This is a genomic window from uncultured Allofournierella sp. (genome assembly GCA_944382705.1).
Classification (GTDB): domain Bacteria; phylum Bacillota; class Clostridia; order Oscillospirales; family Ruminococcaceae; genus Allofournierella.
In genome coordinates this window covers 23,157-42,518 of sequence record CALWNE010000033.1, presented here as the reverse complement: position 1 = coordinate 42,518, position 19,362 = coordinate 23,157, and the positions used below count along the sequence as shown (strand labels likewise).

At 53.7% G+C, this 19,362-nt stretch carries 20 protein-coding genes and 1 other RNA gene; 10 read left to right on the top strand and 11 right to left on the bottom strand.

What is annotated here, in order from left to right; translation table 11 throughout:
* Window positions 1-77 precede the first annotated feature (77 nt).
* On the bottom strand, window positions 78-1,460 hold the full coding sequence (locus tag ACH2EM_RS04770) for an MATE family efflux transporter (protein ID WP_395150979.1): 1,383 nt from the start codon (window positions 1,458-1,460) through the stop codon (window positions 78-80).
* A 369-nt stretch (window positions 1,461-1,829) separates the two neighbouring features.
* On the opposite strand from ACH2EM_RS04770, the gene hflX reads away from it, so the two are divergent.
* From hflX to ACH2EM_RS04740, 6 genes are all read left to right on the top strand, one after another.
* Window positions 1,830-3,092, top strand: coding sequence for a GTPase HflX (gene hflX, locus ACH2EM_RS04765; RefSeq protein ID WP_395150977.1), 1,263 nt, complete (start codon window positions 1,830-1,832; stop codon window positions 3,090-3,092).
* A gap of 27 nt (window positions 3,093-3,119) precedes the next feature.
* Window positions 3,120-3,578 carry an Lrp/AsnC family transcriptional regulator gene (locus ACH2EM_RS04760; protein ID WP_395150976.1) on the top strand — a complete coding sequence of 153 codons (459 nt, stop codon included), beginning with the start codon at window positions 3,120-3,122 and terminating at the stop codon, window positions 3,576-3,578.
* A gap of 102 nt (window positions 3,579-3,680) precedes the next feature.
* Entirely contained in the window at window positions 3,681-4,235 is a 555-nt protein-coding gene (locus ACH2EM_RS04755; RefSeq protein WP_395150974.1) for a DUF4358 domain-containing protein, read from the top strand.
* 309 nt (window positions 4,236-4,544) lie between these two features.
* A complete protein-coding gene (locus ACH2EM_RS04750) occupies window positions 4,545-5,534 on the top strand; it encodes a glycosyltransferase family 2 protein (protein WP_395150973.1) in 990 nt (329 codons plus the stop codon).
* A 280-nt stretch (window positions 5,535-5,814) separates the two neighbouring features.
* Complete coding sequence (locus ACH2EM_RS04745) at window positions 5,815-6,027, top strand: helix-turn-helix transcriptional regulator (protein ID WP_395150972.1); 213 nt, start codon at window positions 5,815-5,817, stop codon at window positions 6,025-6,027.
* On the top strand, window positions 6,024-6,809 hold the full coding sequence (locus ACH2EM_RS04740) for a DUF3169 family protein (protein ID WP_395150971.1): 786 nt from the start codon (window positions 6,024-6,026) through the stop codon (window positions 6,807-6,809). The genes ACH2EM_RS04745 and ACH2EM_RS04740 overlap by 4 nt, the downstream gene beginning before the upstream one ends.
* A 93-nt stretch (window positions 6,810-6,902) precedes the next feature.
* Here ACH2EM_RS04740 and ACH2EM_RS04735 read toward each other — a convergent pair whose 3' ends face one another.
* From ACH2EM_RS04735 to ACH2EM_RS04725, 3 genes are all read right to left on the bottom strand, one after another.
* Entirely contained in the window at window positions 6,903-8,066 is a 1,164-nt protein-coding gene (locus ACH2EM_RS04735; RefSeq protein ID WP_395150970.1) for an acyltransferase, read from the bottom strand.
* Window positions 8,067-8,632: 566 nt separating this feature from the next.
* Entirely contained in the window at window positions 8,633-9,538 is a 906-nt protein-coding gene (locus tag ACH2EM_RS04730) for a DMT family transporter (RefSeq protein ID WP_395150969.1), read from the bottom strand.
* Window positions 9,539-9,588: 50 nt separating this feature from the next.
* The gene (locus ACH2EM_RS04725) at window positions 9,589-10,644 is read right to left on the bottom strand and encodes a hypothetical protein (protein WP_395150967.1); all 1,056 of its coding nucleotides are present in this window, start codon (window positions 10,642-10,644) and stop codon (window positions 9,589-9,591) included.
* Window positions 10,645-10,853: 209 nt separating this feature from the next.
* On the opposite strand from ACH2EM_RS04725, the gene ACH2EM_RS04720 reads away from it, so the two are divergent.
* The gene (locus tag ACH2EM_RS04720; protein ID WP_395150966.1) at window positions 10,854-11,489 is read left to right on the top strand and encodes a lactate utilization protein; all 636 of its coding nucleotides are present in this window, start codon (window positions 10,854-10,856) and stop codon (window positions 11,487-11,489) included.
* Between the two features lie 124 nt (window positions 11,490-11,613).
* Here the strand turns inward: ACH2EM_RS04720 and ACH2EM_RS04715 are convergent, their stop codons facing one another.
* From ACH2EM_RS04715 to ACH2EM_RS04700, 4 genes are all read right to left on the bottom strand, one after another.
* Window positions 11,614-13,191, bottom strand: a complete 1,578-nt coding sequence (locus ACH2EM_RS04715) for a phospholipase D-like domain-containing protein (RefSeq protein WP_395150965.1) — start codon at window positions 13,189-13,191, stop codon at window positions 11,614-11,616.
* Window positions 13,188-13,442 carry a hypothetical protein gene (locus ACH2EM_RS04710; protein WP_395150964.1) on the bottom strand — a complete coding sequence of 85 codons (255 nt, stop codon included), beginning with the start codon at window positions 13,440-13,442 and terminating at the stop codon, window positions 13,188-13,190. Before ACH2EM_RS04710 ends, ACH2EM_RS04715 begins: the two co-directional genes overlap by 4 nt.
* A gap of 87 nt (window positions 13,443-13,529) precedes the next feature.
* A non-coding RNA gene (ssrS, locus tag ACH2EM_RS04705) (6S RNA) lies at window positions 13,530-13,730 on the bottom strand.
* Window positions 13,731-13,736: 6 nt separating this feature from the next.
* The gene (locus tag ACH2EM_RS04700) at window positions 13,737-14,057 is read right to left on the bottom strand and encodes a DUF1292 domain-containing protein (protein WP_395150963.1); all 321 of its coding nucleotides are present in this window, start codon (window positions 14,055-14,057) and stop codon (window positions 13,737-13,739) included.
* A gap of 239 nt (window positions 14,058-14,296) precedes the next feature.
* On the opposite strand from ACH2EM_RS04700, the gene ACH2EM_RS04695 reads away from it, so the two are divergent.
* From ACH2EM_RS04695 to ACH2EM_RS04685, 3 genes are all read left to right on the top strand, one after another.
* Window positions 14,297-15,100, top strand: coding sequence for a peptidylprolyl isomerase (locus ACH2EM_RS04695; protein WP_395150962.1), 804 nt, complete (start codon window positions 14,297-14,299; stop codon window positions 15,098-15,100).
* Between the two features lie 111 nt (window positions 15,101-15,211).
* On the top strand, window positions 15,212-16,777 hold the full coding sequence (gene cls / locus ACH2EM_RS04690; protein WP_395150961.1) for a cardiolipin synthase: 1,566 nt from the start codon (window positions 15,212-15,214) through the stop codon (window positions 16,775-16,777).
* A 174-nt stretch (window positions 16,778-16,951) separates the two neighbouring features.
* Complete coding sequence (locus ACH2EM_RS04685) at window positions 16,952-17,110, top strand: rubredoxin (RefSeq protein ID WP_395150960.1); 159 nt, start codon at window positions 16,952-16,954, stop codon at window positions 17,108-17,110.
* 225 nt (window positions 17,111-17,335) lie between these two features.
* Here the strand turns inward: ACH2EM_RS04685 and ACH2EM_RS04680 are convergent, their stop codons facing one another.
* The 3 genes from ACH2EM_RS04680 to ruvX all read right to left on the bottom strand — a co-directional run bounded on the left by ACH2EM_RS04680 (window position 17,336) and on the right by ruvX (window position 19,281).
* Window positions 17,336-18,142: a 4Fe-4S binding protein gene (locus ACH2EM_RS04680; RefSeq protein ID WP_395150959.1), complete on the bottom strand. Its 807-nt coding sequence runs from the start codon at window positions 18,140-18,142 to the stop codon at window positions 17,336-17,338.
* Window positions 18,139-18,684, bottom strand: coding sequence for a DUF1836 domain-containing protein (locus tag ACH2EM_RS04675; RefSeq protein WP_395150958.1), 546 nt, complete (start codon window positions 18,682-18,684; stop codon window positions 18,139-18,141). Before ACH2EM_RS04675 ends, ACH2EM_RS04680 begins: the two co-directional genes overlap by 4 nt.
* 156 nt (window positions 18,685-18,840) lie before the next feature.
* A complete protein-coding gene (gene ruvX, locus ACH2EM_RS04670) occupies window positions 18,841-19,281 on the bottom strand; it encodes a Holliday junction resolvase RuvX (RefSeq protein ID WP_395150957.1) in 441 nt (146 codons plus the stop codon).
* Window positions 19,282-19,362: the final 81 nt, after the last annotated feature.

The window sequence follows — 19,362 nt, the reverse complement described above, 5'->3', positions numbered from 1 at the left end:
GCAAGCAAACCAAAAGCCGCCTGGCTCCCGAATTACCGGAAGCCAGGCGGCTTTCTTTGTTTGGCTTGATTTACTGCTCAGTCCTGGGGCTTTCGGCACAGCTTCAGCCGTCCTTGCCGGGGCATCCAGTGCCCCAGCAGGTAATAGGCCACAAAACACAGACTGGTAACGGTCCAGCTTAAAGGATAGCTTGCCAGCAGGGTGGAGAGGCTGCGGTGGAAGGGAATCACCAGGAATACCCACAAGATGCGCAGACCGCACACCCCGCAGCCGGTAAGCACCATGGGAATCACCGCCTGACCGCAGCCGCGAATGGCGCCGGACATGACCTCCACACACACATAGGTCACATAAAAAGGAATCATGTGCCGGGCCATCATGGTTGCGATGGAAAGCACCTGCTCATCCCTTGTGAACATTCCCAGCAGCGGGCCGGAACAAGCCAGCATCAGGGCACTCATGCCCACCGCCGTGGCTGCACTCATGCCCAGGCAAACCTGCACGCTCTTGTGTACCCGCTGGTACAGCCCCGCACCAAAATTCTGCCCTGCAAAGGTAGTAACCGAAATACCGTAGGCGCTCATAATCATCCAAAAAAAGCTGTCCACCTTGGTAAAACTGGTCCAGGCGGCCACGGTGTCGGTGCCAAAGGAGTTGATGGAGCTTTGCAGAATCACATTGGAGATAGAGTACATATTGGATTGCAGGCCCGCAGGCAGACCCACAATCAGAACCGGCACCAGAACCCGCCATTCCAGCCGCAGCTCCCGCAGCTCCAGGCGGGCGGGGCCTTCGCTGCGGCTCAGGGATAAAAACACCAAAAACGCACTCACCCATTCCGACAGCATGGTAGCAAGGCCCGCTCCCATGGTTCCCAGCTGGAGCACCGCTACAAACAGCAGGTCCAGCACAATGTTCACCCCACAGGCAGCAATCAAAAAGTACAGCGGCCGCCTGGTATCCCCCATGGCTCGCAGAATACCTGCGCCCACATTATAAAAGAAAGCGGGAATCATGCCCAGGCAGTAGGCCACCAGAAATTCCACTGCATAGTCCAGCACATCCGGCGGCGTATCCATGGCCACAAGGGCTGGCCGGGCCAATGCAATGCCCAGCACCGTAAACACTGCGCCGCCCACCAGCGCCATGGCGGCAGAGGTGTGCACCGTGCGCCGCAGCTTTTGCAGGTCACCGGAGCCCATGCTCTGGGCCACCACCACGGTGGTGCCTGCTGCAATGCCCACAAACAGGTTGACCACAATGCTCACCAGGTTGCTGGTACCGCCGCCCACCGCTGCCAGAGCCTGCTTGCCCACAAACTGGCCCACCACAATGGCGTCCACCGTGTTGTATAATTGCTGAAAAAATGTCCCAAATAAAATAGGAAAGAAAAAGCGCAGCAGCTGCTTCCAAATCACCCCATGGATGATGGGGTTTGCCACCGGTTCCTTTACGGTCATACTACATTCCTCGTTTCTTGCTTGCCCTTAAAAAAAATCGAAAATTCAATCTAGTATAGCACGAGGCTTTGCTCTTGTCGACTGGCTTTCGCCCTTTCTTTTAAAATCCGTCACAACGCACCGATTCCTATGTTTCTTGCCCCTCTTTTTGGGGCTTTTAGCCCTTTAGAATGGGGATATTTGACACTGCCTTTTGCGCCCTCTATAATAAACCTTAGCAGCCGGGCGCAGGCTGTCCAACCCTGGCGGTTCACCGCCGCCCGCCCCACCCTTGCGCCCCTGCGTTCCACGATGTTTATTTGCAGCCGGCAGCCCCCCCTTGCGCCACTCTGCAAGGATGCTGCCCTGCCTGTTTTGGAGGATAAAACCATGAGTGAACTTTTGCTGCAAGACCAGCAGCCCGTCCCCGTTGTACTGCTGGGGCTGGACCTGGGTCAATACGATATGGACCGAAGCATGGAGGAACTGAGTGCTCTGTGCGAAGCCAACGGTATGCAGGCCGTTGCGCAGGTGGTGCAAAAACGCTCTGCGCCGGAGGCTGGCACCATGCTGGGCGAAGGCAAGCTGGAGGAAGCCCGGGAGCTTTGCATCAACCTGCAAGCCCAAACTGCCGTGTACGACGGCGAGCTTACCGGCAGCCAGATTCGCAATCTTTCTGACTGTTTGGGCATTGAGGTAATGGACCGCACCATGCTGATTCTGGAAATTTTCCGCAGCCGTGCCGTAACCGGCGAAGGCAAGGTGCAAACCGAGCTGGCCATGCTGCGCTACCGGCTGCCCCGTTTGCAGGGTCTGGGTGAAAGCCTGTCCCGCCAGGGCGGCGGCGGTGGCGGCGGCGGCGGTGCCCGCCGAGGTGCCGGTGAAAGCAAGCTGGAATACGACCGCCGTCACATTCACCGGCGCATTGAAGCACTGGAACAAAAGCTGGTGGAGCTGGAAAAACGCCGCAGCGAAAACCGCCGTGCCCGCCAGAAGGCCGGCACCCCGGTTATCAGCCTGGTGGGCTACACCAATGTGGGCAAATCCAGCCTGCTGAATGCCCTCTGCGGTGCCGAGGTGCTGGAGGCGAATATGCTGTTTGCTACCCTGGACCCCACCGCCCGCAAACTCACCCTGCCCAGCGGCTTGCAGGTAATTATGGTGGACACCGTAGGTTTTGTGAGCCGCCTGCCCCACAAGCTGGTGGAAGCCTTTAAGAGTACCCTGGAAGAAGCCGCTTATTCTGATGTAATTGTAAAGGTGGCCGACGCAGCAGATGAGCTGCGGGAGGAACAGCTGACCGTAACCGACCAGGTACTCAGCGAGCTGGGCTGTGATGAAATCCCCCAGCTGACCGTGTACAACAAGTGCGACCAGGCCGCCGGAGCCGTGTTTGAGCCGGACATCCTGCTCACCAGCGCCAAAACCCGCCAGGGACTGGACCAGCTGCTGGCCGCACTGGATGCCGCCCTTTCGGACCGGGTGCGGGCTGTAAAAATTCTGCTCCCCTACGATAAACTGGCTCTGGCCGAGCCCATGCGCAGCCGGGGCAGCGTAACGGTGGAGGACTACCGGGAAAACGGCGTGTACCTGGAGGGCTTTGTTAAAACCAGCGATCTGTACCGCTATCTGGACTATCTGCTGGAAACCTGATGGAACCAAACAAAGGAGGATTGCTGCATGGATGCTTTAGACCGCCAGATTCTTGCCCTGCTGGAGCAGAACGCACGAATGCCCGTTAAAGAAATTGCCCAGCTGGTGCGGCTTACCAGCCCTGCTGTATCCAGCCGCATCCGCCGTATGGAGCAGCAGGGCATCATTGCAGGGTACACGGTGGTTTGCCGCCAGCCGGAGCGGGCCATCGGCGCCCTCATCAGCGTTTCCATCGCTCCCTGCGACCGGGAATCCTTTTTGGAAATGACCCGTCAATGCCCTCAGGTGTGCCAGTGCTTTCATGTTACCGGCAGCCACAGCTTTATTGCCAAGGTGAGCTGCCACAATATGCAGGACCTGGAACAGCTTATCACCCAATTTCAGCAGATGGGGCCCACCAGCACCCAGATTATCCTTTCCACCCCGGTGGAGCGCAGTCCCCTTTTTGAGGAATTGCCGCAGGAATGCAATGAATCCCCCTGCTGATGCGTATACCATGCAAAGCCCCTTTGGCGGAATACGCCGCAGATACCGGGGCACACTAGCCAAACACCCCCGCCTGTTTGTGTATTTGGAGGAGAGTTTACCATGAAACGAATTGCCGCACTGTTTGCCGTCTGCCTGCTGGCCTTCGGCCTGACCGCCTGCTCTGGTTCCAGCACTTCTGCTGCCAACTATACCACTCAGCAGCTGGTAGATGCCGTTACCGACAGCCGCACCGAGGACATGAACGATGCCTACCCGGTATTCACCCTGGAAAACGGCACCATCAACGCCACCGGCAGCACCGCCGGGGAACTGACTGGGGACCAGATTAAAACCCAGGGCCAGTTGAGCCTGGATATGCTGGGCCTGAGCCAGGAGGATGTGACCCAGGCCGCTTTCAGTATTTCGCTCATGAATGTGCAGTCCTATGGCGTTGGCGTGTTCCTGCCCAGCGAGGGCCGCACCGAAGCGGTAAAAACAGCCCTGGAGGGCTTTGTGCAGGCCCAGCAGGCTGCCCAGCAAAACTACCTGGCAGACCAGTACGCCATTGCCAAAGCCGCCCAGATTAAAACCCTGAAAAACGGCGCCGTGGTTCTGGTTATGTGCCAGGACCAGAACACTGTACTGGAAAGCATGGAACAGGCTCTGGAGCAGTAAAGCCAGCAAACACCAAACCAGCCCGAAGCAGTCATCCACCTTGTGTGGGCTGCCTTGCTCCGGGCTGTTTTTTTTGCTATAATGGCAAAAGATTTTACTTCCGGCAACACCGCATCATTTAGGGCAACCAGCCCCATGGTCTGCCCCTTATTTTTTGTGCTATGGTTTTACCACACTTAAAAACCAGCCAATTTACCAAAAACTGATTGCACTTTTTGGTTTATCTCACAAAAATTTGCGGCGCAGGTCAGGAACCTCCACTGTGCGGCGTTGCTTTTACTCTCACAAAGAAAGGCGGTTTTGCCCTCCATGAAAGCAACCGTTGTAATCCCCAACCTGAACGGTGCCGGTTGGCTCAAGGACTCCATCGAATCCATCTGGGCCCAGACCATGCAGGACTTTGAGCTGATTGTGGTGGACAATGCCTCCACCGACGAAAGCCTGGAAATTGCCCGCAGCTATGTGGGCCGCCCTAACTACACCCTCATTGAAAACGACCGGAACACCGGTTTTTCCTATGCCGTAAACCAGGGCATTCGGGCTGCAAAGGGCGAATTTGTTGCCCTGTTCAACAACGATGCCTTTGCTGAGCCGGACTGGCTGGAGCAGCTGATTGCCGCCGCCCAGCAGGACGAGCGGATTTTTGCGGTAAGCAGCCTGATGATTCGGCACTACGAGCGGGAACTGGCGGACGATGCCGGCGACTATGTAACCCTGCTTGGTTTTGCCTGCAAGCGGGGCGATGGCATGAAAGCCAGCCGCTACACCAAGCCCTGCCGGGTGTTTTCTGCCTGCGGCGGTGCAGCCCTCTACCGCAAGAGCATTCTGGATAAAATCGGCCTGTTTGACGAGCATTTCTTTGCCTACTACGAGGATGTGGATATCAGCTGGCGGGGCAACAGCCTGGGCTACAAAAATGTATACTGCCCCACCGCCCGCTGCTATCACATCTGCGGGGCTACCACCGGTGCGGTGCGCTACAACCCCTTCAAAAGCATCCAGAGCGGGCGCAACAGCATTTTGCTGCCCTACAAAAATATGCCCCTGCTGATGTTTGTGCTCAACCTGCCCTTTTTGACCGCCGGTTATCTGCTGAAAGCCCTGATGTTCCGGCTGCGGGGCTTTGGCCCGGCCTACGGTCAGGGTTTCCGGGAAGCACTCAAGGTTATGGGCAAGCTGGAAAAACCCCGGTTCCGTTTTAAAAACCTGCCCAACTACCTGCTCATCCAGCTATGGCTGGTGGTGGATACCTTCCGTTATGCCATCTACCGGGTACAGCGGGCTTTCAACATTCAGTAACCGCTGGGTGCAGTTTGCCCATGGCCCCATCTCTGGCACCGATTGCACCCCCTCAAAACAAAAAAACAAGGCACCCTGGCCATGAGGGTGCCTTGTTTTTTTGTGCCGCTGCGGGCTTTTTGTTCCCTGCTTTTTTCTCTGAGCTGTGCCGGTATTGCACCCCACAGAAAAAATGACAAGTAAATTTGTCATTTTTTATTGACAACTATTGTTGTCAACGCTATACTGAGGATGACAACAATAGTTATCATTAAGGGAAGCGAAAGGAGATGCATCCAATATGCCGCTAACAAACCGTGTTCGGGAGCTGCGCTGTGCAAAAAACCTGAACCAGCAGGAGCTGGGCAGCCTGGTGGGGGCCTCCCGCCAGACCATCAGCCTGATTGAACGGGGAGACTATAACCCCTCCATCACGCTGGCCCTGCGCATTGCTCAGGTATTTGAATCCCCTGTGGAATCCATCTTTTTTTTAACCGAGGAGGAACCGTCATGAAACAATCCGCAAATTCTGCTTTCAGCAAAACCAAGCAATCCAATCCAAGGCGTCAGTTCTTTATTACCCTGCTGCTGTGTGCTCTGCTGGGCGCAGTGGGTGGTTTTGTAACCGCCGGCAGCACGCCCCAGCTTAGCAGCATAAGCCAGTGGCTCAACGCATTTTTGCAAAAAACCTCCTTCTGGTTTTTGCTGGCAGGCTTTGTGCCCCTTGCTATTACCAACCTGCTGTACCTGCACTGCCGCTCCCTGAAAGATGCAGCCTTACAGGATGAAGCCTGCTACGACCTGTTAAGCCACCGGCTGAATGTGGCCATCTCCATGACCACTCTTTGCATGATTTGGATCTTGAGTTTTTCTGCCATGGCCTTTCCTGCCCTGCTGAGCAGCCACCAGCTTTTAGCGGCTATCATTGGAGTGATTGCTCTGACTGTTCAGCTGGCCTGGGATACAGCCCTCCAGCAAAGCTGCATTCGCCTGAACAGCCTGCTTGCACCGGAAAAACCCAACAACTGCCTGGACAACAACTTTCAGAAAAAATTCTACCAAAGCTGTGACGAACAGGAGCGGCAGCAGATTGGTGAATGTGCCTATACCACCTTCCGCTTTATGTCCATGATTTACCCGGTTGTTCTGGTGCTTCTTATGATGCTCAGCATGATGAGCGGCGCAAACAACCTGCTGATTTTGCTGGTAGGCGGCCTGTGGCTGCTGCATAGCGGCAGCTACCTGCTGCGTGCTTTAAAGGTCTCTCGCCAGCAGATGGAGCGCAGCTGTCACTAAAAACTGTAAAGTTTATTGGTATAAACACAAGAGGGCAGCCAAATGGCTGCCCTCTTGTGTTTTAAGGTTGTGCATAAAACCAACTGTGCTCAATTAGTTATAATATTGGGTAAGTAGAGCAGCAGCTTTTGCCCAAATGAATTTTGCCCCACGGAGAATTATTTGATATTGTTCGCAAAATCTGGTATCCAGATAATGCATCCATAATTTATCCACCGTTCGTTGGCGCAGGAGTTCTATAAGCGTGCAGCAAACATACAGCGCCACCACTCCAAGAACAGAATAGAGAAATAACAAGAGGGAGTTGTCCTCTTTGTAAATCGGAAGCAATGCTGGCAAAAAAATTTGTGCAGCGATACAGTTCGAGTGAATCAAGTAAACACCAAATGTACTTCCGGCGACCAAATTGATAAAAGGATTGTACGAAATATCCAGCTTTGTAAACCCAATAAACAATTCCACAGAGATAACCATAATCAGTGGGCTATTTAGCACCCTATAATAATAATAAAGCGCTGTAATCGAGCGATTGTCTGTACGATTTCCCAGATATGTGATTATATAAGCCGAAAAGAACAGCAGGATATAAAATAAAATTGCGATAAAAATATGTTTTGGAGCATTCTTTTTTGTAGGATTTCCGAATTTTCGAATGTATCCAGCAACAAAATACACAATAAAAACAGGAATCAATCTTCCGTCAAGCATACCTGAAAGGAAGGACGGCATTCCCTCACCCAACAAAGCAAGCGGAAATCCGCAGCCAATAACAACGAAAATTGCAATCAGCGCAATGAGCAATGCAGAGTACTCTTTTTTGTTCATCGACGCAATAAATTTATTTAGAAATGGCGAAAAAATCATTAAAATAATATACGCTGTGACAAACCAATAGTGGCTAAAAACAATAGGGAACAAGCTATACATGGAATTTTTTAAAATATCAGTTAGCCCAACATCGCTAACACTGTTTGAGCAAATTATAAAAACAATCCATATAAACCATATCCCTATGGAGTAAAACCATGTTACACCGGCTGTTTTAATAATCTTTTTTGCGGTTATTTTCTGGTCCACCATAAAGTATCCGGAAATGAGCAGAAAACATCCCACACCAATTTGCCCGCCAATATGCAGCCAATCCGTAATTAATTTGTTAATCCCAAGTGTGTAGCGATATAAACTATATAGACCGAATATATCGTCGCAATGGCTCATAACAATTAAAATCATACTAATAATTCTGAGTAATTCCAAATTGGATTTCCTTAAAGACTTAACCATTGGCAGAGTACATCCATTTCTTTATAAGATTGTAAAATGCAATTTTACGGTGCGAGTATATCCTGGGCTATCAGCAAAATCAGGAACGCCGGATTTGATACAAAATCATTCTTAGCCAAAACCATCCAAACAAAGAGCTATCGTCCATTATTAAGACCACTCCTGCAAGGGAACCAATGCACTACCAAAATTATCAGCTGACCGTTCAGTTACTCAAAAACAGCATCCATTCTCAAACGACAAGTCAACTGATGCAACCATCAAAATCATACACCTTCATTGCATCAGACCTCATTCCCCTGCCCACTTCCATTGGCTTTACTCTCTCATTTCATTCGGGGCAGTGGCTTGCAGTGCAATGCTTTGCAGCCATTTCAATCCAACGGGTTATTCTCTTCTTTTCCTCAGTGGGGATACTGCAAATTCTTAATTCATCTGACAACCGGCTATTCCCTTTCCAGGCGACTCTATCAAAAAAGGACGGTTTATGCCACCGGTAGTTTGTACCCTGGCGCAACCCGTCCTTTTTGTGTATAACTTTATGATTTTGCCGCCGGGCTTGCCTGGTTTTTGGGTTCCTTCTGCCGGGTGGGCAGCTGGGCCAGAATGGTGGCCAAAAACATCAGGCCGCAGCCAAGCAATTCCCGCAGGGTAAGGGCCTGGTGCAGCACCAGCCAGCCCATCAGCACGCTGAACACGCTTTCCAGGCTGAAAGCAAGGCTTGCCAGTGTGGGCTCCACATGCTTTTGCACCACAATCTGAATGGTGTAGGCCACGCCACTGCTTAAAATACCTGCATAGCCAATGGGCACCCAGGCCGAGGCCACCGCCTGCCAGGTGGGGTGCTCCAGCACCAGGGCCGGAACCAAGCACACCAGACCTGCCACCAAAAATTGCAGGCAGGAAAGCTTGATGCCATCCACCAGAGGGGCCACCCGGTCAATGTACAGGATGTGCAGGCTGAACAGCACACTGCAAGCCAGCAGCAGCAAATCCCCCAGGCCAAACCCGCCGCCGGAACTCCAGCACAGCAGATACAGGCCCACCAGGGCAACGGCTACCGCCACCCAAACCTGCTTGCCGGGGTTGCGTTTGAACAAAAGCCCCAGCAGCGGCACAATAACAATGTACAGGGCGGTTAAAAAGCCTGCCTTGCCCACACTGGCATATTGCAGGCCCACCTGCTGGAGCGCAGAAGCCAGACCCAGCAGAACACCGCACCCCAGGCCCGCTTTCAAAAGGGTTCGGCTGCCGCCCGGGGTGCGGCCCCGGCTGCCAAACACAAAAATCAGCGGTACCAGCACCAGTGCGCCCAGCAAGCTGCGCACACAGTTAAAGGTAAAGGGGCCAATCAAGTCGTTGCCCACACTCTGGGCCACAAAAGCGCCGCCCCAAATCCATGCGGCAAGCACCAGCAGCAATGTATAACGAAGACTGTGCTTCACAGCACTAACAACTCCTTTTTTCTCCATGCTTCAACGGCAGAAGGCATGGTTCACTCCCCATCAAAGCCCAGGGCAGAAAAATCCACCCGTTTGGGGGAATGATTCTGGGGGTAGTGTACCTTGCCCATGGGCAGACTTTCCGGCCGCTGTACCGGTTCCAGCTTTACCTGATAAAAATCCTGCGGCTGCTGAGGCTCCTGGGGGTCCTGGGGCTCATCGGGCTGCTCCTGCTGCTCCGTCTGCTCCTGCTGGTCAGGCTGCGGCTGCTGTTCCAGCTGCTGGGTTTGTTCCTGTTGCCAAGGCTGCTGAGGCGCCGGGGCCTCCTGCTGGGGTGCAGCCTCCGGGGTCTGTTCCAAAACCGGTTCCACCTGTTCTGGTTGTTCCTGCGGTGCTGCCTGCTCCTCACCATGGGGCTGTTCCCATGCTTGCGGGGCCGGGGTCTGCTGCTCCAAACACGCTTGCAGCTGCTCCTGGGTCAGTTCCTCCAGCGGCTCATTTTCAAAGCCGGACTGCCAGTTCTGGTGGGCCATATAATCCTGGTTTACTGCTTGTTCCTGGCCCAGTCCCAATTCGCAGGCCAGGCCCTCCATGGCCTCACAGTTGGGGGGCAAATCGGTAACGGTGGTGCCGTAATACCGGAACAGCACCTTACCCTGCGGCCCAACAATCAGGGTAAGGGGCAGCTGGTGCACCTCGTTTTTGTTGGGACGGTAGCCTTCTTTTTGAGCGCTGCGCACAATTTTGAGGGCTTCCAGCGAGTAGCTGCGCAGAATGCTGCTGCTTTTTTGCACATCAAAGTAATCGTACAAAGCCTGTTCTGCGTCGCACATCAGCTCAAAGGGCAGCATACCCGGCTGGATGGACTGGGCCAGTGCTTCGGGCCGGCTTTGCACCACGCACACCAGGCGCAGGCTGCGCAAAGCGGGCATACTCTCCAGATATTGGGTGATAAAATGCCGGGTAATGGGGTGCCCAAAATTGCGCAGAAAGACTATAATAAGGGGTTTTTCTCCCTGGGCCAGCTCATAAAAAGATTTTTGCGGCTCGTGGGGGGTATCATAACAAAAAGCGGGGATGGTATCCCCTGCTTGCAGTCGTTTGCCCATGGGTTCTCTCTCCTTTTTTGCTCAAGGCACAAAGCCAGCAGCCGTGCCTGCCAAATACTGCATTTATTGTAGCACACCAGCAGGGTATCTTTCAACGGCACAAATCTCCAAAACATTGGAAAATCCCTCTTGTTTTGTGCTATACTGAACAAAAGGATCATGGGCCGGGCCAAAGCCGCCCCGACCCTCAACCAAGGAGGACGCAAACCATGAACGAAGCCTTGAAACACAACCTGGAAAAACGCATTGAGCGCACCATGAAGGCCCTGCAAGCCAACCGGATGGAAGCCTATTATGTGTCAACCGCCCAAGAGGTTTTGCCCTTTGTGCAAAATATGCTGCCCAAGGGGGCCGTGGTGGCCTGCGGCGGCAGTGCCAGCCTGGACGAAACCGGCGTAATGCAGCTGCTGGAAAGCGGCAGCTACGAATTTTTGGACCGGCGCAAGGTCAGCGGCCCCGAGCTGGATGCTTTGTATGGGCGTATTTTTACTGCGGACTGGTACCTTGCCAGCTCCAACGCTGTAACTGAGCAGGGTGAACTGTACAATGTGGACGGCAACTCCAACCGGGTGGCGGCCATGACCTTTGGCCCAAAAAATGTTTTGCTGGTGGTGGGCTGCAACAAAATTGTAACCGACCTGGAAGCCGCCCGCCAGCGGGTGGAGCAGATTGCCGCCCCGGCCAACGCCCACCGGCTGCACTGCCAGACCCCCTGCGCCACCACCGGGGTTTGCGGCCACTGCCACAGCCCCCAGCGCATCTGCTGCAACACCGTGATTCAGGGCTTTCAGCGGCATGAGGGCCGCATTAAAGTTCTGCTGGTGGGCGAGCCCTTGGGCTTTTGATTGCCCTGCACCCAAAACGCCCTTTCCTGTTCCACCCACAAGTACATTAACAAAAAACGGATGCAGAAAAATGCTGCATCCGTTTTTTGTTATGCTGTACCAAATTGGTTTTTGCAAAATTCTATTACATTAAAGGAGCCACTACTTTCAGCAAACGGCCCAGCCATTTGAGATGCTGGCAGCCAGCCCAGATGGTGCTTTCCGTTACAGGGCGGCACTGGGGCAGGGTGTTCTCAAAATCCTGCTCAATCTGGGCAATGCAGGGCACCTGGCACATCCAGGTTGCGCACTCAAAGTGGTGGTATAGGCTGCGGTAATCCAGATTGATGGTGCCCACCACTGCCTCCACGCCATCCATTACAAATACCTTGGAGTGCACAAATCCCGGGGTGTACTCATACAGCTCCACCCCCGCTTTAAGCAGCGAGCGGTAATGGGTTTTGGCCAGTGCATACGGGGCGGACTTGTCCGGCACACCGGGCAGAATCAATCGCACTCGCACACCACGCTGGGCTGCAAAGCGGAGTGCGGTTTCCATTTCGCCGTCTAAAATCAGGTAGGGCGACATAATAGAAACCGACTTGGTGGCCCGGTTCAGCAAATCGATGTACACCATCTCGCCCACCTTATCCTCATCCAGTGGGCAATCACCATAAGGCATAACAAATCCTTGGGCCTGGGGCACCTGCGGGACTGGTATATCCAAAAATTCGTCAAATTTCGCATCCTTTTCAAAGATGTTCCACATCTGAAAAAACATCAGGGTAAAGCTGCGCACCGCCGGGCCTTTGAGCATGATGGCTGCATCCTTCCAGTGGCCATATTTTTCGATGTGATTGATGTATTCATCCGCCAGGTTTACGCCACCATTGAAGGCTGTATGACCATCAATTACCAAAATCTTGCGGTGGTCCCGGTAGTTGTAATAGGTAGAAACCAGCGGTACCACCGGCGCAAACACCTTGCACTGGATGCCAAGCTCCTTTAACCGCCTGGGGTAGTCTTGGGGCAGCGTGGAAAATTCACAGGTGCCATCGTACATCACCCGCACCTCTACCCCTTCTCTGGCCTTGCGGGCCAGAATTTCCAGAATGCGGCCCCACATCAATCCTTCATCCACAATAAAGTATTCCAAAAAGATAAAGTGCTTGGCCTGCTCCAACTGGCGGAGCATCTCCTGCCATTTGGCCTCGCCGCTGGCAAAGTATGTAACAGCAGTGTTCTGGTACACCGGATGGCAGCCGTTGCGGTTTACATAGCTTGCCAGTGCACTGCATCCGGGTTGCTGGTTCAACTCCTGTTTGGTTTGGGGCGACTGAGCCAGCAGCTGGCCAGTTTGTTGGACCAGCTGCTCAATGCGCCGTTTTACAGCCCGGTGGCCAAATTCGCTTTGCGTATACCAAAACAGCAGCGCTCCAAACACCGGCAGCAGCATAATAACCACCAGCCAGGTGTTTTTGGCTGTGGAGTTTATGGGCGAATTTAGCAGGTACAGCACCATACCTGCCGTAAACAGCACCGTACCGCCAAACAGATGGGGCAGAACCCCCTCAAACCAGCGGAATGCGCTGAACAATGCAAAAAACTGCATGGCCAGCAGTACCACAAACAAACCCAACCGGCTGAACAGGGCGTGTACCAGGCCTTTTTGACCTTTTTTTAGCAGCCGTAACCCGTTGTTCTGAATGGGCGACTCCTTCATGTTGATTCCTCCTGCTTTTTGAATGTTACAAGCATCTGCTGCTTTTGCCGCCCCGGTGCAGATGCCTTGCGGGGTTTGCTCCGGTAGCCTGCCTGAATGGTAAGAGTGGGGCGTTTCACAGCCCGAAGCAGCTCGTCCTTTTTTGCCTCCTGCATGGCCGAATAATCAAATTCATCGTAAGCTTGTTTGGTTTTGGTGCCGGCCCTGCTGGCATATACATGGCTGAACCCATGGTAATCCCCTCTGCTCATGGCCGATTCTCTCCTTTCGTCTGCAACCAAAAACAGCGAAGGCCTTGCTTCCTATGCAGGAAACGCCACCTTCGCTGTGTGTATTCCAATAGCCCCGCCTTGCCGTCTGCGACCAATCAAAACCTACCGAATGGCAGGTGGGTGCCCTGTGTCCACAATTCCACTCCCTGCTTCCGTGCTCCCCTCGAAGGGGCGGGAGGTCTGCGGTCCGGTGGCCAACTCCGGGCTCCCTAGATTTGATTAGTAGGATTATTTAAAGCCGCAACAAATCGAACAAGGCAGGATGCATTTGGTTTACTGCTCGATTTCAAAAAACTCCCGCAGGCGTTTTTCAAACATATTGCTTACTTCGTACAGCTCCTCGTCATCTTCCACGATGTCCAGGTATTCGCCCTCGGCATCCTGACCAACCTTCATGAGAATGAGGTCCAGGTCAGCATCCACCAGCTCCTGCTCATCCTCCACATAAGGTACCAGGGCCATGTAATGGGTGCCCTTGTGGTCGGCAGCGTCAATCACCTCAAAGGTGTGCTCCTTGCCTTCCTCGTCCTCCAGGGTGACCAGGTCGGGGGTGTATTCTTCTTCCTGCATTGCAGGCTCTTTGATATCAGCCATTGCTTACTCCTTAAACTGCACCCGGCAGCAGTCCGGTGCGGTGTAGTTGTTTTTTGTTAGTTACAGTGTACCTGTTTTTACCGCCGCCGTCAATAGGGAAAAGCACCGAAAATCGTTCCAAAAATCTTTGACCAAAACTTTTGCGAGGATTGCTTTATTCTGCCCGGTTTTATGCTATAATATGTATGTTTTTTATTTTTTGACTTCTCATCTTGAGTTTTAGGAAGGAGCCCTTTCTTTTGCAAAAATTGATTGCGCTGGCCAGCGCTTGTTTTCTGGCCCTGGGGCTTATGGCCGGCTGCGGCCCGGTGGGCAGCCTGGCCCGCCGCCCTGCTTACCAAAGCAGCGAACTGCAATTTCAAACCCCGCAGGCCGATGCGCCGGTTGCGGTATTCCATACCACAAAGGGGGACATTAAGGCGGTTTTGTATCCGGAACAGGCTCCCATGGCGGTGGAAAATTTCACCCAGCTGGCCCAGCAGGGGTACTACAACAACACCAGTTTTCACCGCATTATGCAGGATTTTGTGGTACAGGGAGGCGATGCCACCGGTACCGGCACCGGCGGCTCCACCATCTGGAATAACAACCCCTACCCCAAGGAAATCAGCGATGCGCTTCACCACTATTCCGGCGCATTGTGTGCCGCTTTCAGCCCGGATGACTCTGTTTCCGGCATGAGCCAGTTTTACTTTGTGCAATCTCCTGCCGAAAAACTTGGCAGTGACCTGCGCACCCAGCTGGAGGAGGCGGGAACCCGCACCGAAGTGCTGGAAGCCTACGATGCAGTGGGCGGCCTTGCCTACCTGGATTACACCGACACGGTGTTTGGTCAGGTGTATGAGGGCATGGAAGTGGTGGACAGCATTGCGCAAACTCCGGTGGACGAGAACGGCAAGCCCACCCAGGAGGTGTTGGTGGAAAGCATTACCATCACCACCTACGGCCAGGCAGACCAGGCCGCCGGCAGCGAGGGCGATGCCGCCTCTGCCGACAGCGCCCCGGCAAGCTCCGGTTTCCAGGCGGCAAGCAGCTCCCAGTAACGCCTCTGTTTTTGTTCGTTTTGCGGAGGAGCACGGCCTTGGCTGTGCTCCCCCCCTTTTTTATAGCTTAGGCAGGGAATGCTGCCTGTTGCCCCGCAAGGAGGTTTTTTTATGTCTTCGCAGCCCGTGAATAAAGCAAAAAAGAAGCTGGGCCGGGGGCTTTTGTCCCGCACCTTTTTCTTTATGGTCACCCTGTTTTTGCAGGTGGGCCTGGTGGTGGGTGTTGCCATGGTGCTGGACCAGAACTTTCCCCTGTTTTATATGTTCATTACCCTCATCAGCGTGTTTGCTGTGCTTACCCTGCTGGATAAGGACCGGGTAAACCCGGTTTACAAGATCATGTGGCTGATTATCATCTTGCTGCTGCCCCCCACCGGCACCCTGTTTTACCTGTTTTGGGGCCATCGGAATGTGGCCAACCGCCACGCCCGCAAGATGCAGCTTATCAGCAGCCGCTGTACCAAGGCCATTCCCCAGGAGGAGCAACCCTTGCAGCAGCTTTGGGTGCACCACAAAAACCTGGCCCGCAGCGCCCGTTACCTGGCCCAGCACGCCGGTGCTCCCCTGTACGCAGATACTCAAAGTGAGTACTACCCCTGGGGGCAGGATTTTTTTGCCCGGTTTTTGGAGGAACTAAAAAAGGCCAAAAAGTTCATCTTTATGGAGTATTTCATCATCAAGCCCGGCTATATGTGGGACACCACCCTGGAAATACTCAAGCAAAAAGCCGCAGAAGGGGTGGATGTGCGCCTTTTGTTCGACTCCTTCGGCTGTATGATGACCCTGCCGGAGGACTACGCCGAAACACTGCGGCAGGCTGGCATTCAGTGCTACGCCTTTGGGCCGTTCCGGCTTTCCTACCATATTTCCGACTACACCATGCTCAACCACCGGGATCACCGGAAAATCACCGTGATTGACGGCAATGTGGGCTTTACCGGCGGACTGAATTTTTCTGACGAATACATCAACCGAAAAAAGCGGTTTGGCGTGTGGAAGGATACCGGCCTGATGCTGAAGGGCAGCGGTGTGCAATCCCTGACCGCCTTGTTTTTGGAGATGTGGGACTTTACCACCGGCACTGTAAGCAACCCGCTGGACTATGCCCCTACCCTGCGTTACACCGCCGACGGATTTGTTCAGTCCTACGGAGACAGCCCCCTGGACGATGAAAACATTGCGGAAAACGCCTACTTCAATGTGCTTCAGCAGGCCTGCCGCTATGTGTACATTGCCACCCCTTACCTGGTGGTGGACAACGAAATGATTACCACCCTCAGCTTAATTGCCAAAAGCGGCGTGGATGTGCGCATCATTACCCCTGGCATTCCCGATAAGTGGTATGTGTACTGGGTTACCCAAAGCTACTACCGTGTGCTGCTGCAAGCTGGGGTTCGCATTTTTGAGTACACCCCCGGTTTTATTCACGCCAAAATGTATGTATCAGATGACCAAACCGCCATTGTGGGCAGTGCCAACATGGACTACCGCAGCCTGTACCTGCATTTTGAAAACTGTTGCGCCTTTTACGGCGGCCAGATGGTGCAGAATGTACGGGCGGACCTGGAGCAGTGCATGGCAGTCAGCCATGAGGTCACCCTGGAAGAAACCCTCAAAACTCCCATTCCCAAGCGGATTGCCCAGGTATTGCTGCGGCTGTTTGCCCCCTTGCTGTAAGCCGGTGTGGTCTTTTAAATAAAATTCTTGCATTGCCTGTATTTTACTCTTTACTTTTATCCACAATTCTGGTATACTATATTCATGGAAGCATTTCCAATCTATACGAATGCTTGCATTTTGCTGCGTTTGTTGGAATGGATTTAATTTTACACTAACAAAGGAGTAACAACTATGGAACGCTATGTTTGCGATGTTTGCGGCTGGGTTTACGACGAGAGCGAAGGCTACGCTGAGGGCGGCATTGCTGCCGGCACCCTGTGGGCCGATGTACCTGAAGACTTCCTGTGCCCCCTGTGCGGCGTAGGCAAGGACCAGTTCTCCAAGGAGTAATTTCCTAGTCTGTTCAGCACCATGCAGCCGTGTGCTCCCCGGTGACAGCAAGCATCTGAACGCATTGGCTGTGCTCAAAACATAAGGAAAGCGGGCAAGAAGGATGGAACTTCTTGCCCGCTTTTTGTGGTTCATTACAGCAGCCTGTTCTCCCTAACGGGAGAGCAGGCTGTTTTTTTGTGCTGCGGCAATCACCCGATTGACTAGATGCCTGGGTGCAGCCTTTTAGTCTGATTCCTGCTCATTGGTTTGTGGGGCTGCCAGCCAAATGGTGTTGGGATGCTGGGGCTTGCACTTTTTGCACAAAATCTGTTCTATGCCCCACTGGCGAATCCGTCCCAGGTGCCGGGCATGGGCCGGGCAAACATACACGCACTGCATACAGGCAATGCAGGTTTTATGGTTGGTTTTGCAGGGTTTCTCTGCCGGAATAGAACCGGTGGGGCAGGCATCGGCACAGCGGCCGCATTCCACGCAAGCCTTGCTGGTTTTAATCCAGGCCCCTGCTCGTTCCGTTTTAGGATAGGGGGATTTGCCCGGCAGGGTCAGGGTATACTCCTGTTCTGGCTGCATCTGGTCGATCAGTTCCACCAGCTGTGCCCCAAACCCTTGGGCCTGGGTCAAATCTTCTGCATTGGGCCGACCCGAGGCTATGCCGGGAGCCAACGAGTGCCGGGCCACAAAAGCCCCTGCACCAACCACCCTGTACCCCTGTTCCTGGGCTTTGTGCTGCAATTGCAGCAGCACGCTGTCCAGCCCTTGGGCTCCATAGGTGGTTACCACTGCCGCCATGCCCGCCCCCTGCATTTGGCTGAGCTTTTGCAAAAAAGGCTCCGGAGCTACCCCCTCAAAGTTGGGGGCGGCCACAATGGTAAGGGTGTTGGCCGTGGGCTGAAAGGGAGCCTGGGCACGCTGGGCGGTTGCATCCCATTCCTGCACAGGCAGCCCAGTACCTGCTGCCACTGCCTGGGCAATGCGCCGGGTGCTGCCTGCTGCACTGAAATAAACCACCTGCACTTGTTCTAACTTCATTGCTGCACCTCCTGCATCTGCTCTGCCTGCTGGTTATACGCCAGCTGCTTTTGGGCATACACCTTTTTTGCACAGGCCTGTACTGCACAGCGCAACAGGTCCAGCTCGCTGCCCGGGTGATGATGCTGGGGCTGTACCTCCTGCTCAAACATCCGTGCAAAGGCCTGCTCCAATTCTTCACAGAACCGGTCGTAGGCCTGCTCCACGGGGCAGTGATTAATCTGCACCTGTATCATCTGCCCAATTTCCGGCAGGCTGAACACCTGTTTCAGCACACAAATTGTTACTAGATAGGCCATGTGTGCCCGGTGGTATTTCTTTTTTTCCGGGGCCTGCATCACCCGCAGTTTTACATAGTTGTTGACCATGGCCTTTGTAAGCATCTTTTCCTGGTCCTGGGGGGCGATGGGTGCAAACACCTCATTGATATAGCCGGTTACCTGGTCCATATAAAGGGCAATGGCGGGCAGTTCTGCCCATCGGGGGCAGTGGAATGCTCGTATATCCTGTGCCAGCTGGCTTTGTTCAAATCCATGTTCCATGGTTCCGAGTTCCTTTAATTTTGTTAATTTTCACAGGCAAAGCCGCCTGTCGTTAGCATTATAATAACATATTTCCCCTATCGGCGCAATAAATCTCCACCGGGGGTGCCTTTTGTTAAAAAAGAGCCAGGCACACGCCTGGCTCTTTTGCCTTACTTATAACTGGTTTGGCTCCTGGTTTGGGTGGTGTTTACGCCATTCCATAAAGCTGTCCAGAATGACGGCTGCACTGACAGAGTCCAGCTTTGCCTTGCGCTTTTGGCCAAAGGTGCCCGCTTCGCTCAGCTGGGCTGCTGCGGTTACTGTGGTGCGCCGTTCATCCCAAAAATACACCGGCAGCGTTCCATCCCGTTCCAGGATAGCGGCCATCTTGCGGGTTTTCTGCGCACGAGAGCCCTCGGTGCCATCCATGTTGCGGGGCAGACCCACCACAATCATCTGTGCATTCTGGGTTTTGCAGGCTTCCAGAATGGCAGCCGCTGCCTTGTTCATGCTTTTTTCTTCGATTTGAGGCAGCGGCGTGGCCAGCAGCTCGCTTGCATCCGAAATTGCAAGCCCAGTGCGGGCATCGCCGTAATCCACAGCCAAAATTTTCATATTAGATACTCCTTTTGCAGGCCCCCTGCAGGGGGCTTTGTGGTACTTGTTTTGCGCTGTACGCAGCAGGGGGGCATGGCA

Excerpts from the sequence above, each read along its gene's own strand:
- cls (WP_395150961.1), top strand. The coding sequence starts at position 15,212 with ATGTCTTCGCAGCCCGTGAATAAAGCAAAAAAGAAGCTGGGCCGGGGG.
- ACH2EM_RS04680 (WP_395150959.1), bottom strand. The coding sequence starts at position 18,142 with ATGAAGTTAGAACAAGTGCAGGTGGTTTATTTCAGTGCAGCAGGCAGC.
- ACH2EM_RS04715 (WP_395150965.1), bottom strand. The coding sequence starts at position 13,191 with ATGAAGGAGTCGCCCATTCAGAACAACGGGTTACGGCTGCTAAAAAAA.
- ACH2EM_RS04675 (WP_395150958.1), bottom strand. The coding sequence starts at position 18,684 with ATGGAACATGGATTTGAACAAAGCCAGCTGGCACAGGATATACGAGCA.
- ACH2EM_RS04750 (WP_395150973.1), top strand. The coding sequence starts at position 4,545 with ATGAAAGCAACCGTTGTAATCCCCAACCTGAACGGTGCCGGTTGGCTC.
- ACH2EM_RS04725 (WP_395150967.1), bottom strand. The coding sequence starts at position 10,644 with ATGGGCAAACGACTGCAAGCAGGGGATACCATCCCCGCTTTTTGTTAT.
- ACH2EM_RS04755 (WP_395150974.1), top strand. The coding sequence starts at position 3,681 with ATGAAACGAATTGCCGCACTGTTTGCCGTCTGCCTGCTGGCCTTCGGC.
- ruvX (WP_395150957.1), bottom strand. The coding sequence starts at position 19,281 with ATGAAAATTTTGGCTGTGGATTACGGCGATGCCCGCACTGGGCTTGCA.
- ACH2EM_RS04710 (WP_395150964.1), bottom strand. The coding sequence starts at position 13,442 with ATGAGCAGAGGGGATTACCATGGGTTCAGCCATGTATATGCCAGCAGG.
- ACH2EM_RS04720 (WP_395150966.1), top strand. The coding sequence starts at position 10,854 with ATGAACGAAGCCTTGAAACACAACCTGGAAAAACGCATTGAGCGCACC.
- hflX (WP_395150977.1), top strand. The coding sequence starts at position 1,830 with ATGAGTGAACTTTTGCTGCAAGACCAGCAGCCCGTCCCCGTTGTACTG.
- ACH2EM_RS04745 (WP_395150972.1), top strand. The coding sequence starts at position 5,815 with ATGCCGCTAACAAACCGTGTTCGGGAGCTGCGCTGTGCAAAAAACCTG.
- ACH2EM_RS04770 (WP_395150979.1), bottom strand. The coding sequence starts at position 1,460 with ATGACCGTAAAGGAACCGGTGGCAAACCCCATCATCCATGGGGTGATT.
- ACH2EM_RS04760 (WP_395150976.1), top strand. The coding sequence starts at position 3,120 with ATGGATGCTTTAGACCGCCAGATTCTTGCCCTGCTGGAGCAGAACGCA.
- ACH2EM_RS04685 (WP_395150960.1), top strand. The coding sequence starts at position 16,952 with ATGGAACGCTATGTTTGCGATGTTTGCGGCTGGGTTTACGACGAGAGC.
- ACH2EM_RS04700 (WP_395150963.1), bottom strand. The coding sequence starts at position 14,057 with ATGGCTGATATCAAAGAGCCTGCAATGCAGGAAGAAGAATACACCCCC.
- ACH2EM_RS04740 (WP_395150971.1), top strand. The coding sequence starts at position 6,024 with ATGAAACAATCCGCAAATTCTGCTTTCAGCAAAACCAAGCAATCCAAT.